Below are 16237 nucleotides of genomic sequence, written 5' to 3'. Positions count from 1 at the left end.
CAAAAGTCGTGAACTTTGCAAGCGTTACGGACGCACGTGGCGAAAAAGTGGTTCGGACCACTATGGTTATAAGGGGAGCGGGTGAAGGGAATCGAACCCTCGTCGTAAGCTTGGGAAGCTTCTGCTCTACCATTGAGCTACACCCGCTCGGGCAGCGCTGCCCTTAGCCAATGGATCGCACGGGCGCAAGCGTTCCCATGGGCGTCGGCTGTGGTATCGGAAGCGCATGACGACCGCGCGAACCACCCAGGACGCCGTGCCCGGCACGATCCGCCATGTCGCGATCATCGGCGCCGGATTTTCCGGCACGCTGCTGGCGATCAACCTGCTGCGGCACGACGGGCCGGCGGCGACGCTGATCGAGCGCGGCGATGCGGCGGGGCTCGGGGTCGCCTATGGCACAAGGCAGAGCGACCATCTGCTGAACGTGCGCGCCGCGAACATGAGCGCCTTTCCCGACCGGCCGGACCACTTCGTCCGCTGGCTCGCCGAGCGCGATACGGGGGCCAGCGGCGCGGATTTCGTGCCGCGCGCCCTGTACGGCAGCTATCTGCGCGAGACGCTGGCGGCGGCGCAGGCAGCCGCGCCGGGCCGGCTGACCGTGGTGGATGGCGAGGCGGTCGGCATCGACGGCGCGACGGTGGTGCTCGGGGACGGTCGCGTCGTCACCCCGGACGCGGCGGTGCTGGCGGTCGGCAATCTCGCGCCGCAGGTGCCGCCGGGGCTGCGCGGCATCGCCCATCTGCCGGCCTATGTGGGCAATCCCTGGGCAGCGGGGGCGACCGCCGGCCTCACCGACGACGACACGGTCCTGCTGATCGGTACGGGGCTGACCATGGTGGATGTCGCGCTGTCGCTGGAGGCGCAGGGCTTTGGCGGACGGATCGTCGCGCTGTCGCGGCGCGGACTGCTGCCGCATCGCCATGCGCCGGCGGCCCTGCCTGAGCAGCCGTTGACCGAGCGCCCCCGCCCGCCGCTATCGGCGCTGGTCCGGTCGGTTCGCGACCGTGGCGCGGCGATCGGCTGGCACAGCGCGATCGACGAGCTGCGCCCCTTTACCCAGGGGATATGGGCGGCGGCCGATCCGGTCGAGCGGCGGCGCTTCCTGCGCCATTTGCGGCCATGGTGGGACATCCATCGCCACCGGCTGGCCCCGGCGGTCGCCGACCGGATCGACGCGATGGTGGCGAGCGGGCGGCTGACGCTGCTCGCCGGCAAGAGTTGCGATGCGCATGAAGCCGAGTGCGGCATCGCGGTCGAATGGCGGCCACGCGGCGAGGACACCCGGCAGCGCATCGTCGCGACCCGCGTCATTTCGTGCATCGGGCCGCAGGGCGATGTCGCCCGCACCGACGACCCGCTGCTGTCGGCGCTGGTCGCGGACGGGCGCATCCGCCCCGACAGCGAACATCTCGGCATCGATGTCGAGGTCACCGGCCGCGTGTTGCACGACAATGGCGACAGCGACGACCGGCTGTTCGCGATCGGGCCAATGACGCGCGGCGCGTTCTGGGAAATCGTCGCCGTGCCCGATCTGCGGCGGCAGGTGTGGGACGTCGCGCGCTATCTGTCGAACGCGCACTGGGTCGGCGGCGAGGGGCTGTAACGCCGCATTGGGGCGATCCTAGAAATGCTTCGTTGTGGGGGCAGGCCGGCCACCCGAAGTGATCGTCCATGCAACAAGCCCGCAAAATCCTGCCGTCCTTCGGCATTCAGGTCGCGATCGGCATGGTCGCGGGTGTCGTACTGGGACTGCTTGCCGCCGAGATGGGGGGTGCCGATGGTGCGATCGGCACGCTGCTGCACACGGTCGGGCAGATTTTCGTCCAGCTGCTGAAAGTGCTGGTGCCGGCGCTGGTCTTCACCGCCATCGTCGGGTCGATCGCGGCGCTGCGCGATCTGCCCAATGCGGCGCGGCTGGTCGGGCAGACTTTGCTCTGGTTCGCGCTGACCGCGCTGATCGCGGTGTCGATCGGCATCGTCCTGGCGCTGGCGCTCCAGCCCGGCCGGCACAGCGATGTCGCGCTGGCCAGCGCTGTGCAGCCCGGCACGGTGGGCACATGGCTCGATTTTCTGAAAGGGCTGGTGCCCGCCAATCTGCTCGGCCTGACCGCGTCGACCAAGATGGCGGACGGCGGTGCGACCACCATGCTCGGCTTCAATGTGCTGCAGATCATCGTCGTCGCCATCGCGGTCGGGGCCGCGGCGGTGCGGGTCGGCGCGGCGGGGGAGCCGTTCCTTGCCTTCAACACCTCGGCGCTGATGATCCTGCGGCGGCTGCTGCGCTGGGTGATCGCGTTGACGCCGATCGGGTCGGCCGCGCTGATCGGCGATGCGATCGTCCGCTATGGCTGGGGCACGCTGTCGTCGCTCGGTGCCTTTGCCGCGACCGTCTATATCGGCCTCGGCATCGTGCTGTTCGTCGTCTATCCGACGCTGCTGGCGCTGCATCGCATCTCGCCGATCTGGTTCTTCCGCCGGGCATGGCCCGCGATCCAGCTGGGCTTCGTCACCCGTTCCTCGGTCGGCACGTTGCCGGTGACGCAGGAGCGGACCGAACAGGCGCTGGGCGTACCCGCTGCCTATGCCGCCTTTGCTGTGCCGTTGGGGTCGACGACCAAGATGGACGGGTGTGCCGCGATCTATCCGGCGGTGTCGGCGATCTTCGTCGCGCAGTTCTTCGGCTTGGCCCTGCATGCCGGCGATTATGCGCTGATCGTGATGGTGTCGGTGCTGGGGTCTGCGGCGACGGCCGGGCTGACCGGCGCGACCGTCATGCTGACCCTGACGCTGACGACACTCGGCCTGCCGTTGGAGGGGGCGGGGCTGTTGCTGGCGATCGACCCGATCCTCGACATGGGCCGCACCGCCGTCAACGTCGCCGGTCAGATGCTGGTGCCGACCATCGTCGCCAAGCGGGAAGGGCTGCTCGCCGCGCCCGCCGACGCCCCGGCGGAAGTGGCGTTAGGGTAGCAGCAGCGACGCGTCGCCATAGGAATAGAAACGATATTCCCCGGCGATGGCATGGACATAGGCGGCGAGCATCCGCTCCCGCCCCATCAGCGCCGATACCAGCATGAACAGCGTCGATTTGGGCAGGTGAAAATTGGTCATCAGCCCGTCGATCCCACGAAAGCGGTAGCCGGGGGTGATGAAGATCGCCGTATCGCCTTCGAACGGCTGTACCTGCCCCTCAGCGTCGGTGGCACTTTCGATCAGACGCAGGCTGGTGGTGCCGACCGCGATCACCCGGCCGCCGGCGGCACGCACTGCGTTCAGCCGGTCGGCGGTGGGGGCGTCGATCCGGCCCCATTCGGCATGCATCTGGTGGTCGTCGGTATCGTCCGCCTTGACCGGCAGGAAGGTGCCCGCCCCGACATGCAGCGTCAGCGTGGAATGGGCGATCCCTGCCGCTTCGATCGCCGCCATCAGTTCGGGCGTGAAGTGCAGCGCTGCGGTGGGGGCGGCGACGGCGCCGGCTTCGCGCGCGAACAGCGTCTGGTAATCCTGGGCATCGCGTTCGTCGGCCCCGCCGCGCTTCGACGCGATATAGGGAGGCAGCGGCATGCGCCCGGCGCGCTCGAGCAGCAGTTCGACCGGTTCGTCGCCGGCAAAGTCCAGCGCGAAGCTGCCATCCTCGCCCTTGTCGCTGGCTGTCGCCGTCACGCCTGCGCCGAAATCGATCGTGTCACCGTCGCGCAGCCGCCGTCCGTTGCGCACGAACGCCCGCCACCTGCGCGGCCCCTCGCGCTTGTGCAGCGTCGCGCCGATCGCCGCATCGCCACGCTTGCCCTCCAGCTGCGCCGGAATCACCCGCGTGTCGTTGAAGACGAGGAGGTCGCCCGCGCGCAGGCACGACGGCAGGTCGCGAACGCCGCAGTCCCGCGTCGCATCGCCATCCAGCACCAGCATCCGCGCCGCATCACGCGGCGCGGCCGGGCGTAGCGCGATCCGGTCGGTCGGCAGGTCGAAGTCGAACAGGTCGACGTGCATGGGTCGGGAAACTTGTTTTAGCGGGCGCGGGCCGGTTGCGGGCGCTTCGCTGCCGGGGCCGGCTTGCGCGGCGCGGTCGCGGGCAGCGGGGCGACGGTTTCGGGCAGCGCGACCGGGGCGGCGGCCTGGTACGGCGGCGGATTGTCGCTGGCGATATAGGCGTGGACGATGCGCGACGGGTTCGCCGGCGGCTCGCCGCGTTCGATCGCATCGACATATTGCATGCCGTCGATCACCCGGCCGAACACGGTGTACTTCTTGTCCAGCGAGAATTTCGGGGCGAACATGATGTAGAACTGGCTGTTCGCGCTGTTCTCGTCATTCGCCCGCGCCGCCGCCACCGCGCCGCGGACATGAGGGAGGTAGTTGAACTCCTTTTCCACGTTCGGCAGCTTCGACCCGCCGGTGCCGTCTCCGTCCGGATCGCCACCCTGCGCCATGAAGCCGTCGATCACCCGGTGAAAGGCGAGGCCGTCGTAGAATTTCTCGCGGGTCAGCGTCTTGATGCGCGCGACCATCTTCGGCGCGACGTCGGGACGCAGCCAGATCGTCACCCTTCCGCCGGTCGACAGGTCGAGAATCCACAGGTTCCGCGTGTCGGTGGTCGATGGCGGCGGCTCGCGCCCGGGCACGTCGATCACCTGCGCCAGCGCGGGCAGGGCAAAGAACGAGGCGATGACAGCGAGCAAAAGGGCAAGACGACGCATGAACTTCCCGAAACGCGCGAGGGACCCGAAGGGCATGAATGGCGCCGCATAGACCATGTCGTCGCTTGCGCCAATCTGAACATGACGGGCCCGTTCCGCGCCGAAACGGCAAAAGGGATTGGCAAACGCCCGAACCCCCGGCTATCACCCGTGCGACTGGACGGAAAACCGATCGGTCCGGCGTCGCCTCAATACGAAGGCGACCGGAGAGGGGCAGGGCGCGATAAGCGCCCGACGACAAGGGCTGTTGAATGGCGACTGACGAAGATCAGCACGTTTCCGCAGGTGGCACGACGCCGCCGCCGGAGGGTCCGGAAGATCCGCGGAGGCGCGATTACTTGGCCATCGGCGCAGTGGCATTTGCCGGGGTCGGCGCGGGGGTGATCGCGATCCCGCTGGTCCGCCAGATGTCGCCCGCTGCCGATACGCTGGCGCTGTCGACGACCGAAATTGACCTGTCGGCGATCGAGCCGGGACAGGCGATCAAGGCGACGTTCCGCAAGCAGCCGCTGTTCGTGCGCAACCTGACGCCCAAGGAAATCGCCGAGGCCAATGCCGTCTCGATCGCCGATCTGCGCGATCCGCAGACGCTGGAGGAGCGGACCAAGACCGGCAAGAACAACTGGCTGATCACGCTGGGCGTCTGCACCCATCTGGGCTGCGTGCCGCTGGGCGCCGGCGAAGGTGAGAACAAGGGACCGTTCGGCGGCTATTTCTGCCCGTGCCACGGGTCGGCCTATGACACCGCCGGGCGCATCCGCTCCGGCCCCGCGCCGCAGAACCTGCACGTTCCCGAATATACCTTCACGTCCGACACCGTCGTGACGGTTGGCTGAGGAGAGAGACGATGAGCTTCCCCTGGGCCAAGCATTACGAACCGAAGCAGCCGCTGATGCGCTGGCTGGACGAGAAGCTGCCGCTTCCCCGTCTGGTCTATAATGCGGTCGGCGCCGGCTATCCGGTGCCGCGCAACCTCAACTATTTCTGGAACTTCGGCGTGCTCGCCGGCGCGGCGCTGGCGGTGCAGATCATCACCGGCATCGTGCTGGCGATGCATTATGCGGCGAACGGCGCGGTCGCGTTCGATTCAGTCGAACGCATCATGCGCGACGTGCCGTCGGGCTGGTTCATCCGTTATGCCCACGCCAACGGCGCGTCGATGTTCTTCATCGTGGTGTACACGCACATCGCGCGCGGCATCTATTACGGGTCGTACAAGGCGCCGCGCGAGATGGTGTGGCTGCTGGGCGTCGTCATCTTCCTGCTGATGATGGCAACCGCGTTCATGGGCTATGTGCTCCCCTGGGGGCAGATGAGCTTCTGGGGGGCGCAGGTCATCACCGGCTTCTTCTCGGCGATACCGGGGGTGGGCGAGACGATCCGCGTGTGGCTGCTGGGCGGCTATGCGCCGGACAATGCCGCGCTCAACCGCTTCTTCTCGCTCCACTATCTGCTGCCGTTCGTGATCGCCGGCGTCATCGTCCTGCACATCTGGGCGTTGCATATCCCCGGCTCGAACAACCCCACCGGCGTTGAGGTGAAGGGGCCGCAGGATACCGTGCCCTTCCACCCCTATTACACCGCCAAGGACGGCGCGGGGCTGGGCGTGTTCCTGCTGGTGTTCGCCGCGCTGATCTTCTTCGCGCCGAACCTGCTGGGGCATCCGGACAATTACATTCCGGCCAACCCGCTCTCCACGCCGGCGCATATCGTGCCCGAATGGTATTTCCTGCCCTTCTACGCGATCCTGAAGGCGTTCACCGTCGACTTCATCTTCCCGGCGAAGCTGTGGGGCGTGCTGGCGATGTTCGGCTCGATCCTGCTGCTGTTCTTCCTGCCGTGGCTGGACAAGTCGCCGGTCAAGTCGGCCAATTATCGCCCGACCTACCGCATCTTCCTGATCGTGCTGCTCGTCGACGTGCTGGTGCTCGGCTATCTGGGCGGGGCGGAAGCGACGCCGACCACGGTGCTGCTCAGCCAGATCGCCGCGGGATATTATTTCGCGCACTTCCTGGTCGTGCTGCCGATCGTGTCGGCGATGGAGCGTCCGCGTCCCTTGCCCAATTCGATCACCGAAGCGGTGCTGAAGGGCGAGGGCGGCACGTCGCCCGCGCAGACCGCCGCCCATGGTCACGCCACCCCGGCCGCGGCCGAGTAAGGGAACAACGATGCTCTCCTTCGCTTCCCGCTTTCTCGGACGCAACCTGAACCTCGTCGTCGGCGCAGGTTTCCTGTTCGCGCTGCTGCTCGGCATCTTCTCGACCGTCAGTGGCATGATCCATGACGAGCCGGTCCACTCGGCCGAACACGAGTTCCACCTGAAGCCACGCGATGCCGGGCTGCAATCGGCGGGCCTGTTCGGCACGTTCGACAAGCAGCAGCTGCAGCGCGGGTTCCAGGTCTACAAGGAAGTCTGTTCGGCCTGCCACTCGATCCGGCTGGTGTCGTTCCGCGATCTGGAACAGCTCGGCTATGACGAGGGCCAGGTAAAGACGATCGCCACCGACTGGCAGATCGAACAGCCGAGCGTGAACCCGGAAACGGGTGAACCAGCGACGCGCAAGAACCTGCCGTCCGACCGCTTCCCGTTAGTCTTCGCCAACGACGTCGCCGCGCGTGCCGCCAACAACAATGCGGTGCCGCCCGACCTGTCGCTGATGACCAAGGCGCGCGACGACGGGTCGGACTATGTCTATTCGCTGCTGACCGGCTATGGCCCGCAGCCGGCGGAACTGCTCAAGAAGTTCCCCGATGCGAAGACGCCCGCGGGGCTGCACTTCAACCGTTATTTCGCCACGCTCAACCTCGCGATGGCGCCGCCGCTGACCGGGACCGATCAGGTCCAGTATCAGGACGGCACCCGTGCGACGGTGGACCAGATGGCGAAGGACGTGTCGGCGTTCCTGACCTGGACCGCCGAGCCGAACCTCGAAACGCGCCATGCGGCCGGGGCGGCGGTGGTGATCTTCCTGCTGATCTTCACCGCGCTGGCCTTTGGTGCCTATCGCAACATCTGGCGGGACATGAAGCATTGATCGGGACGGATGGCGTCGGACGGCATGAGATCGCCCGACGCATCCGGACCATCGCCGACTTTCCGAAGCCCGGCATCCAGTTTCGCGACATTACGACGCTGATCCTCGACCCTGAGGGGTTGCGGTTGGCGGTCGACGGGATGGTCGGTGCCGTCCAGGGCCCGATCGATCTGGTCGCGGGGATCGAGGCGCGCGGGTTCGTGTTCGCTCCCGCCGTGGCGCTGGCGCTGGGGGCCGGCGTGGTACTGATCCGCAAGGACGGCAAATTGCCCGGCGCGACCATCGCCGAGGATTATGCGCTGGAATATGGCACCGACCGGATCGCGATCCACGCCGATGCCTGCACACCGGGGGCACGCGTGCTGCTGGTCGATGACCTGATCGCGACCGGCGGGACGGCGCGGGCGGCGGTGCGGTTGCTGCGCAAGGCGGGCGCTACGGTCGAGCAGGCCTGTTTCGCGATCGACCTGCCCGATCTGGGCGGGGCGGATGCGTTGCGGGCGGATGGTATCACGGTTTCGGCGCTGGTGGCGTTTCCCGGGCATTGAGGCTGGGGCCGGTCGTTAGGTCTTGTTCGTCACCCCGGACGTGATCCGGGGTCCCGCTGTTTCACCGGCGTTCGAAGAAGAAGCGGGGCCCCGGATCAAGTCCGGGGTGACGGTTTGAGCTATGTCGCCTCAGATCAGAGCGGACTGGGCAGTGGGCGATCCTGCGTGCTCGGACCGTCGGCAGCAGCAGCGCAGTGCCGAAAGCCTTCCATTCCTCATAACGCCCCGCATTCCCTCCCAAATCCCGGACAGCCGCCGTTCAGGCCGCGACAGGCACGGTGCCCATCGGACAGGAACCGGCGATCCGTGCCGACCGTTGGATTCCATCATCATCGGCGCCGAGGCCACCCCCGTCGCCTGCGGGAGCAATCGGATGTTGCAGCGGCTGCGCGCGATCGTGCTGACCTTGGCGGCGGGGGCGGGCGTTTCCGCCTGTGCCTATGGCGATTTCGGCTATGGCGGGGTGGGGGTCGGCTATGGCTCGCCCGGCTATTATGGCGGCGGCTATGGCGGATATTATGACGGCTATGCCGGCGGATTCGGCGATCCCTATTGGGGGTGGTTCGGCGACTATTATTATCCGGGCACCGGCTACTACGTCTATGACCGCTATCGCCGGCCGTTCCGATGGAACGATCGCCAGCGCTATTACTGGCAGCAGCGGCGCGGGGCATGGCGCGGCGGCTGGGGCGACGGGCGTCCGCGTTGGGACGGCTGGGATCGGCCGGGCTGGAACGGGCAGCGGCCCGGCTTCGACAATCGTCCCGGCTTCCAGCATGTCCCGCGTGGCAGCAGCCAGTCGCCGATTCCCGGACGTCCGGATGGGTGGCGCGGCAACCGTCGGCCGGGGTTCGACGGGCGTCCGGGCTTCCAGAACGTGCCGCGCGGCAGCAGCCAGTCGCCGCTACCCGACCGGCCGGGCGGCTGGCGCGACCGGCCCGATGCCGGGCAGGATCGCCGGCCCGGCTTTGACGGTCGCCCCGGCTTTCGCAACGTACCGCGTGGCAGCAGCCAGTCGGCCTTTCCGGGCCGCGCGGAGCGACCCGCGGCGGGTGCGGTGCGCGGCTTCGATCGGCCCGAGGGCGTCCGGCCCGGCGGCGGACGCTTTCGCGGGCCCGAAGGTCGCGGACCGGGACGGCGTTCGCCCCGTCCGCAATAATCGGTCAGCCGGCAGATTGGGCGGCGCGCGTCGCGATCAGGGCCTGTGAGATGAACGTCATCACGACCTGATCGTCCTGGTTGCGCACCGTCACCCGGCTGGCGACGCTGCCCATCTCCGGGCGGCTGGAGGAGGGGCGGGTGGTCAGCACCTCGGTTTCGCAGCTGAGCGTGTCGCCGGGATAGACCGGGCGCCGCCAGCGCAGTTCGTCGATCCCGGCGGCACCCAGGCTGGCGACCGGATCGACCTTCCACTGTTCGACCAGCATCGCCATGGTCATGGCGCAGCTGTGCCAGCCGCTGGCGGCCAGTCGTCCGAAATGGGTCTGTGCCGCCGCTTCGTCGGAAAGGTGAAAGGGCTGCGGATCATATTGGCGGGCGAAGTCGATCACCGCCCCCCGCGTGACGGGGTAGGAACCGAAGCGGGCGGTATCGCCGACGGCGATGTCTTCGAAATAGCGCATGGCACCAGTTTCAACGCGAAACCAGTCGCCGGCAAGCCCCTACCGCAATGCCGCCGATCCGATTCCCGCATCACCATCGAGCGTCGGGTCGGGGGCGATGCCCAGCACCTGGCGCAGCAAAGGATGGATCGCGGTGTTGCGGAAGGGGGGCAGCTTGACGCCGGAGCGAAAGGCCGGGCCGCCGGCCACGAACAGGGCCTGCATATCGGGCGCGGCATCGTCATAGCCATGCGCGCCGCCCTTTACGGGACGCGTCGGGGTCGTCGGGGCGATCGTCCAGCCGATGTCGGCGAGGCACAGGAACGACGCGACACGGGGGTTGGTGCCGTAGCGCAGTCGCGCCGGAATCGCCGCCTTGGGCCAGCATTGCATATGCGGGTGCGGGTGCGACAGCGCGGTCGCCAGCGCGCCTTCCTGTCCGGGCAGCGGTTCGATCGCGGCATAGGGGCCAGTTTCGATCAGGCGATAGCTGCCGGCCGGTGCGATCCGGTCGAAGGGGATCACCCGGCTGGTATCGATCGCCGCCATGCCGTGATCGGCGACGACGATCAGGTTCGCCGGCTGGCCCAGCGCAGCCAGTTCGCGCTGCAGCCGGCCGATCTGCGCGTCGACGGCATGCATCGCCGCATCGGTTTCGGGCGCACCGGGGCCATGGTCGTGCCCGGCGACGTCGACATCGTCGAAATAGAGGGTGACGAAGCGCGGACGGGTTGCCGCCGGGCGGCGGAGCCAGTCGACCACCGCATCGACGCGCTGCCCGGCGTTGATCGCCGGATTGAACGCCTGCCAGTCCGAGGCGAAGGCGCCGCCGGCATAGACGCCATGATCGGGCTTGCCGCTGCCGCCCCACGCGACCTCGCTGCCCGGCCAGAACATCGTCGCGCTGCGGATGCCGGCCTGTTCCGCCGCGATCCAGATCGGCCTGGCGGCGTTCCACCAGAAGGGGTCGGTGGACTCCATGGTGAACTGCTCGCCCGGACGGCGGGGGTCTTCCATCTTGTTGCCGACGATTCCGCTCTTGTCGGGGCGGACGCCGGTGGCGATCGTCCAGAAATTGGGGAAGGTCTTGGTCGGGAAGGACGGCTGCATCGACGCCGACACGCCGCCTGCCGCCAGTGCCGACAAATTGGGCGCGATGGTCGGGGTCAGATAGTCGGGCCGCGCACCGTCGACGCCGATCAGGATCGTGACCGGCGTGCGGGCCTCCGCGACGGGAGCAGCAGGTGCGGCAGCGACCGGCGCGCGCGGGGTGGCGCACCCGCCCGACAGGGCGAGTGCGGCGAACAGGGTCGGGATACGCATCGCGACGACTGCTAACGCGTTAAGATGACGGCGCTATGAACGGTCAGACGTTGAAGCGGAACAGCATCACGTCGCCGTCCTGCACGACATATTCCTTGCCCTCCGCCCGCAGCTTGCCTGCGTCGCGCGCGCCGCTTTCACCCTTGCAGGCGACATAATCGGCATAGGCGATGGTTTCGGCCCGGATGAAGCCGCGTTCGAAATCGCTGTGGATCTCGCCCGCCGCCTGCGGGGCCTTGGCACCGACCGACACGGTCCAGGCGCGCGCTTCCTTGGGGCCGACGGTGAAGAAGGTCAGCAGCTGGAGCAGCGAATAGCCGGCGCGGATCACGCGGGCGAGGCCGGTTTCCTTGAGCCCCAGGTCGGACAGGAATTCGGCGCGGTCGGCCGGTTCCATCGTGGCGATCTCCGCCTCGATTGCCGCCGACACGACGACCGCCTGAGCGCCCTCTGCCTTCGCCTTTTCGAAGACCTTGGCCGACAGGTCGTTGCCCTCGGCGGCGTCCTCTTCGTTGACGTTGCAGACATAGAGGACCGGCTTGGCGGTCAGCAGCTGCGCCTGGGCGAAGAGGCGTTCCTCCTCCTCGTCCTTGATCTCGGTCAGGCGCGCGGGCTTGCCATCGCGCAGCAGGTCGAGCGCACGGCCGAGCACGGCGGCGGCGACCTTCGCTTCCTTGTCGCCCTGCTGCCCCTTCTTGGTCAGGTTGGGCACGCGCTTTTCGAGGCTTTCGAGGTCGGAGAGCATCAGCTCGGTCTCGACCGTGTCGGCGTCGGCGATCGGATCGACCCGGTCGTCGACATGCTGGATGTCGTCATTCTCGAAGCAGCGCAGGACGTGGACGATCGCGTCCACCTCGCGGATATTGCCGAGGAACTGGTTGCCGAGCCCTTCGCCCTTCGACGCGCCGCGCACCAGGCCGGCGATGTCGACAAAGGCGAGCTGCGTCTCGATCTTCTTGGCCGAACCGGCGATCTCGGCCAGCTGGTCGAGCCGGGGATCGGGGACCGCGACGTTACCGACATTCGGTTCGATCGTGCAGAAGGGATAGTTGGCCGCCTGTGCCGCCTGAGTCTGCGTCAGCGCGTTGAACAGGGTGGACTTGCCGACATTCGGCAGCCCGACGATACCGCAGCGAAAACCCACGTGATGCTATCCCGGAGACGATGGAAAGCCTGCGCCTTAGCGGGTGGCGACCAGCTTTGCAAAAGCTACCACCGATAGTTGAAGCTGACGCTGATCCGTTCGCCCTTGCCGGCGTGCGGCATGACCTCGTGCCGCAGCCAGCTTTCCCACAATAGCAGCGTGCCGGGTTCGGGCGCGACGGTTTCGAACGTGCCGGGGCGGGTGGGGGCGGCCATCAGCATGGGAAGGCGGGGGTCCTCGAACCGAATGCCGCCCGCGCCTTCGGGAACGGCGACATAGACGGTGCCCGACACGACGCTGTGCGGGTGGAGGTGGCCCGAATGGCCGCCGCCGGGCTTCAGCAGGTTCACCCACAGGCTGTCGAGCTTCAGCTTGCGGCCCGCCAGTTCCATGCCGCAGGCGGCGGCGAATTTGGCGACATGGCGGTCGAGCACGCGCTTCAGGTCGGCGAAGACCGGATCGCGGAGCGGCAGGTCGTTCAGGGAGGCGTAGGAGGTATAGCCGCGATAGCCATGCTCCTTCGACCAGCGGCGCCCGGCCATGTCCTCCTCCGCCAGCGCGCGGACCGAGGCGTCGAGATCGTCGACCAGCGCGGCGTCGGCGAGGCTGGCTTCGTAGAGATGGGTCGGGAAGAGGGTGCGGACGGTCATGGCGGCGGCTTGGCGGATCGGTGGCGTTTTGGGAAGGGTCAGCGGCGATGCTGCGACAGGAACGCCCAGAGCGCGTCGTTGTCGACGACCCAGCTATGCCCGCCGCCGACGGTGATGCGGCCGGCGACATCGGCACCGTCGCGGCAGCCGGTATAGCGTTCCTCATAGACTTTCGGCGCGACCCAGCGGGTGGTGGGGGCGGCGGTGCAGCCGTTGAGCGTCGCCCAGCGCATCTCGGCGGCGTGCATGGTGTAGGACCAATATTTGGCGCCGCCGCCCTGGATCGGGTTGGTGGTGTCGGCATCGCCGGCGAAGGCGATGACCGGCAGCGGGCGCGACGGGCGACAGGTCGCGGGATCGGGGTGGGTGGGATCGCTGGCCAGCGGATTGCCCGCGCGCAGGCCGACGACCGGGGCGATGGCGGCAAAGCGGTCGGCGGCGACGCAGCCGAGCCACGAGGTCATTCGCCCGCCCCCCGACAGGCCGGTGGCATAGACGCGGGCGGGATCGGCGCAGCCCGCCTTGGCCAGCTGGTCGATCAGCGCGCCGATGAACTTCACGTCGTCGGGGGCGTCGGGGCCGGGGATGGTGCCGGCGACGGTGGGAACGCCAGGAATGTTCCAGACGAAGCCCTGGTCATGGGGGATGCCGGCATCGGGCGCGGCGACGATGAAGCCGTGCTTGTCCGCTGCCTCGGCTAGGTTCGAGTCGCGCAGCATCGCCGCGCCGGTGCCGCCGCTGCCGTGGAGCAGGATGACGAGCGGTGCCGGCCGCGCCGGATCGAAGCCCGGCGGCAGGTGGAGCAGCACCGAGCGCATGCCGTCGTTGATCGTGATCCGTTGCGACTGGTTCGCAGGACCGGCGGTGCAGCGCGGCGCGGCCAGTGCGGCGGTGCCGGTCAGCAGCAGGAACAGGAAGGCGAGCAGTTGCAAGGGTTTGGCCATGGAATGCTTCCTATCGGGCAGGGGCGGCGCGGCGCAAGGCGTGGCCAAAGTTCACTAAGTTCACACTAGTGGCGTGTTCGCGGGGTCGTCGGTTCGGTAGTACGGATGGGGCAAAGTTCACTAAGTTCACACTCGCACGATAGTTTGCGTTGCGTTCGATCCGGTGCGTGGCGGTACGCGGGACATGGCTTGGACCGGGCGAGCATGACGATGGCGGAGGGCGTAGGAAAGCCAGTTTTCTTGCCCGCGAACATCTGAAGCATTCCCCTGTTACGTACCCCCGCGCAGGCGGGGGTCCAGGGCGACACACGCAACCCGTCGTTTTGCTTGGCTCTGGACCCCCGCCCGCGCGGGGTACGGCAGGCTTCTGTCGTCGACCGCGACTTTCAAAGAGGCATCCGCAAGCGGGAGTAGCTGTTCCCGCCTTTTTGGACCGCCTAGCGCAGCGGCAGGAACAGGTCGGTGATCGCATCATGCTCGGCGACTTCCGGGGCGAAGCGGACCCGCTGGCAGAAAAGGGGGAAGTCGCGGAGTTCCTCGCCGCTGATGGGGAGCCAGTCGCGATAGAGGTGGAGCGCGGGGGCTTCGAGGTCGTCGGCGCGGCCGGCGATGCGGATCACGGCGCAGCGACCGCCGGGGATCAGGCCGGTGGTAATGCCGTCTGCCATCGGAAACGCGCGTTCAGTGGCGACGCACAGGTCGATACGGACCGGGCCGGCGTGGGGGTCGTGCGGGTCGCCGTGGAAGACGTTGAAGGTCGCGGCGTCGGACGGCGGCAGGCGGTTCGCGCGGCGCCACGCGATGAAGCGGCGGATGCTGTCGCCGATGCTCGCCATGTCGCCCTCGTGCGACAGACAGGCGATCGGCGTGTCGGGAAAGTCGCGAATGGTGACGTCATAGGTCGGCATGGATCGGTTCCTCGCATGATCCAGCGGCAGAAGCGCCGCGCGCCACGGTGCCCAGTCAGGCACGGAACGGAAAGAGGACGGCGACTGGCCGAAATGCCGCCGAAAGGCGCGGGCAAAGGCATCGGGCGCGTCGTACCCCGCATCCAGCGCGACATCGGTCACGCGGTCGGCGTGGAACGCCAGCCGGTGGGACGCGCGCTGCAACCGGGCAAGCTGGACATAGCGATGGACCGGCAGTCCGAAGGTCGCAACGAACTGGCGATGGAAGTGATATTTGGAAAAGGCCGCGACCGCGCTGATGCTGGCGAGGTCGAGTTCGTCGTCCAGATGCCGGTCGATATGGTCGAGCGCGCGCTGCATCCGGTCGTGATAGGGGGTGGTCGGCGTCATGTCCGTGTCCTGTGTGGCACGGGTGGTATGCGCGGGGGAAGGGTGGCGGCGCTCGACCGATCTTGCGGTATTGCCGACCTCCAGCGTCACCCCAGCGCAGGCTGGGGTATCCCGGTTGGTTGGCGTTGTGTGTCTTCACGGGGAGACCCAGCCTGCGCTGGGGTGACGCTTGGGCGGGGACAGGGGAATGGGGAGGCCGGAAGGGGAGCTCTACCCCATCCGCCGCGCCACCTCGTTCATGAAGCGCACGTCGTCGTTCGCCGCCAGCCACGGCGCCTCCGCCGCGACGGCGCCGAGCAGGTCGGTCAGGTCGTCCAGCTCGGCCTTGGCGAAATTGCCGAGCACATAGGGCGTTACCCGGTCCTTGTGCCCCGGATGGCCGATGCCGAGGCGGATGCGGCGGAAGTCGGGGCCGATATGCGCGTCGGTCGAGCGCAGGCCATTATGGCCGGCATGGCCGCCGCCGATCTTTACCTTGAGCTTGAACGGGGCGAGGTCGAGTTCGTCGTGGAAGACGGTCACGTCCTGCGGCGTGAGCTTGTAGAAGCGCATCGCTTCGCCGACCGAACGGCCGCTTTCGTTCATCCAGGTGCCGGGTTTGAGCAGCAGGATCTTTTCCGATCCGATCCGCCCTTCCTGTATCCAGCCCTGGAACGCGCGTTTGGGCGCGGCGAAGCCATGGACCTCCGCGATCGCGTCGACCGCCATGAAGCCGATATTGTGGCGATGCATCGCATATTGCGGGCCGGGATTACCCAGGCCGGTCCAGAGCTGCATTGAGGGCGTCCTTTGGTGGCGGGTGGGTGCGGAACGCCTGTAGCCATAACCGTCATTCCCGCGAAGGCGGGAATCCATTGCCGCTGGCGTTTGCGATGGAGCTACAGGCGTTGCGTTTATGGGTTCCCGCCTGCGCGGGAACGACGATGGGGGGCCTTTGCTTCGCCACTATCGTCATTCCGGCGGAGGCCGGAATCCATTGTGTCGGGTGTTCGCG

The 16237-nt window shown here is 67.7% G+C and carries 16 protein-coding genes and 1 tRNA gene; 7 read left to right on the top strand and 10 right to left on the bottom strand.

Translation table 11 applies throughout. The annotated features are described in order from the left end of the window. Positions 1-76: 76 nt before the first annotated feature. Positions 77-147, bottom strand: a tRNA-Gly gene (locus AVT10_RS09745). Positions 148-226: 79 nt separating this feature from the next. On the opposite strand from AVT10_RS09745, the gene AVT10_RS09740 reads away from it, so the two are divergent. Both AVT10_RS09740 and AVT10_RS09735 read left to right on the top strand, forming a co-directional pair. After that, entirely contained in the window at positions 227-1606 is a 1380-nt protein-coding gene (locus AVT10_RS09740; RefSeq protein ID WP_066690284.1) for an FAD/NAD(P)-binding protein, read from the top strand. A 68-nt stretch (positions 1607-1674) separates the two neighbouring features. Then, positions 1675-2973 carry a dicarboxylate/amino acid:cation symporter gene (locus AVT10_RS09735; protein WP_066690282.1) on the top strand — a complete coding sequence of 433 codons (1299 nt, stop codon included), beginning with the start codon at positions 1675-1677 and terminating at the stop codon, positions 2971-2973. Here the strand turns inward: AVT10_RS09735 and queA are convergent. Both queA and AVT10_RS09725 read right to left on the bottom strand, forming a co-directional pair. Next, positions 2965-3993: a tRNA preQ1(34) S-adenosylmethionine ribosyltransferase-isomerase QueA gene (gene queA / locus AVT10_RS09730; protein WP_066690279.1), complete on the bottom strand. Its 1029-nt coding sequence runs from the start codon at positions 3991-3993 to the stop codon at positions 2965-2967. The two genes, AVT10_RS09735 and queA, sit on opposite strands and share 9 nt — an antisense overlap. Positions 3994-4010: 17 nt before the next feature. After that, a complete protein-coding gene (locus tag AVT10_RS09725; RefSeq protein ID WP_066690360.1) occupies positions 4011-4700 on the bottom strand; it encodes a peptidylprolyl isomerase in 690 nt (229 codons plus the stop codon). Between the two features lie 251 nt (positions 4701-4951). On the opposite strand from AVT10_RS09725, the gene petA reads away from it, so the two are divergent. The 5 genes from petA to AVT10_RS18180 all read left to right on the top strand — a co-directional run bounded on the left by petA (position 4952) and on the right by AVT10_RS18180 (position 9442). Beyond that, entirely contained in the window at positions 4952-5536 is a 585-nt protein-coding gene (petA, locus tag AVT10_RS09720; protein WP_066690274.1) for a ubiquinol-cytochrome c reductase iron-sulfur subunit, read from the top strand. 11 nt (positions 5537-5547) lie between these two features. Continuing rightward, on the top strand, positions 5548-6858 hold the full coding sequence (locus tag AVT10_RS09715) for a cytochrome b (RefSeq protein ID WP_066690271.1): 1311 nt from the start codon (positions 5548-5550) through the stop codon (positions 6856-6858). A gap of 10 nt (positions 6859-6868) precedes the next feature. Next, positions 6869-7735, top strand: coding sequence for a cytochrome c1 (locus AVT10_RS09710; protein ID WP_066690268.1), 867 nt, complete (start codon positions 6869-6871; stop codon positions 7733-7735). Continuing rightward, a complete protein-coding gene (locus tag AVT10_RS09705) occupies positions 7735-8283 on the top strand; it encodes an adenine phosphoribosyltransferase (protein ID WP_066690358.1) in 549 nt (182 codons plus the stop codon). The genes AVT10_RS09710 and AVT10_RS09705 overlap by 1 nt, the downstream gene beginning before the upstream one ends. Before the next feature lie 373 nt (positions 8284-8656). Beyond that, complete coding sequence (locus tag AVT10_RS18180) at positions 8657-9442, top strand: peptidase (RefSeq protein WP_157092730.1); 786 nt, start codon at positions 8657-8659, stop codon at positions 9440-9442. Between the two features lie 4 nt (positions 9443-9446). Here the strand turns inward: AVT10_RS18180 and AVT10_RS09695 are convergent, their stop codons facing one another. The 7 genes from AVT10_RS09695 to pth form a co-directional block, all read right to left on the bottom strand. After that, on the bottom strand, positions 9447-9905 hold the full coding sequence (locus tag AVT10_RS09695) for a MaoC family dehydratase (RefSeq protein ID WP_066690260.1): 459 nt from the start codon (positions 9903-9905) through the stop codon (positions 9447-9449). Between the two features lie 39 nt (positions 9906-9944). Further along, the gene (locus tag AVT10_RS09690) at positions 9945-11207 is read right to left on the bottom strand and encodes an alkaline phosphatase family protein (protein ID WP_066690257.1); all 1263 of its coding nucleotides are present in this window, start codon (positions 11205-11207) and stop codon (positions 9945-9947) included. 43 nt (positions 11208-11250) lie between these two features. After that, positions 11251-12351, bottom strand: a complete 1101-nt coding sequence (gene ychF / locus AVT10_RS09685) for a redox-regulated ATPase YchF (protein ID WP_066690254.1) — start codon at positions 12349-12351, stop codon at positions 11251-11253. 65 nt (positions 12352-12416) lie between these two features. After that, entirely contained in the window at positions 12417-13001 is a 585-nt protein-coding gene (locus tag AVT10_RS09680) for a TIGR02466 family protein (protein WP_066690252.1), read from the bottom strand. A 38-nt stretch (positions 13002-13039) separates the two neighbouring features. Beyond that, complete coding sequence (locus AVT10_RS09675; RefSeq protein WP_084401547.1) at positions 13040-13945, bottom strand: alpha/beta hydrolase family esterase; 906 nt, start codon at positions 13943-13945, stop codon at positions 13040-13042. 437 nt (positions 13946-14382) lie between these two features. Beyond that, positions 14383-15243, bottom strand: coding sequence for an AraC family transcriptional regulator (locus AVT10_RS09670; RefSeq protein WP_066690249.1), 861 nt, complete (start codon positions 15241-15243; stop codon positions 14383-14385). A 210-nt stretch (positions 15244-15453) separates the two neighbouring features. Beyond that, positions 15454-16020 carry an aminoacyl-tRNA hydrolase gene (gene pth, locus AVT10_RS09665; RefSeq protein ID WP_066690243.1) on the bottom strand — a complete coding sequence of 189 codons (567 nt, stop codon included), beginning with the start codon at positions 16018-16020 and terminating at the stop codon, positions 15454-15456. Positions 16021-16237 lie beyond the last annotated feature (217 nt).

It is taken from the genome of Sphingomonas hankookensis, assembly GCF_001619955.1.
Classification (GTDB): Bacteria; Pseudomonadota; Alphaproteobacteria; order Sphingomonadales; family Sphingomonadaceae; genus Sphingomonas; species Sphingomonas hankookensis_A.
Note: the sequence above shows the minus strand (reverse complement) of the source record. Positions and strands in the feature narration are given on the sequence as shown.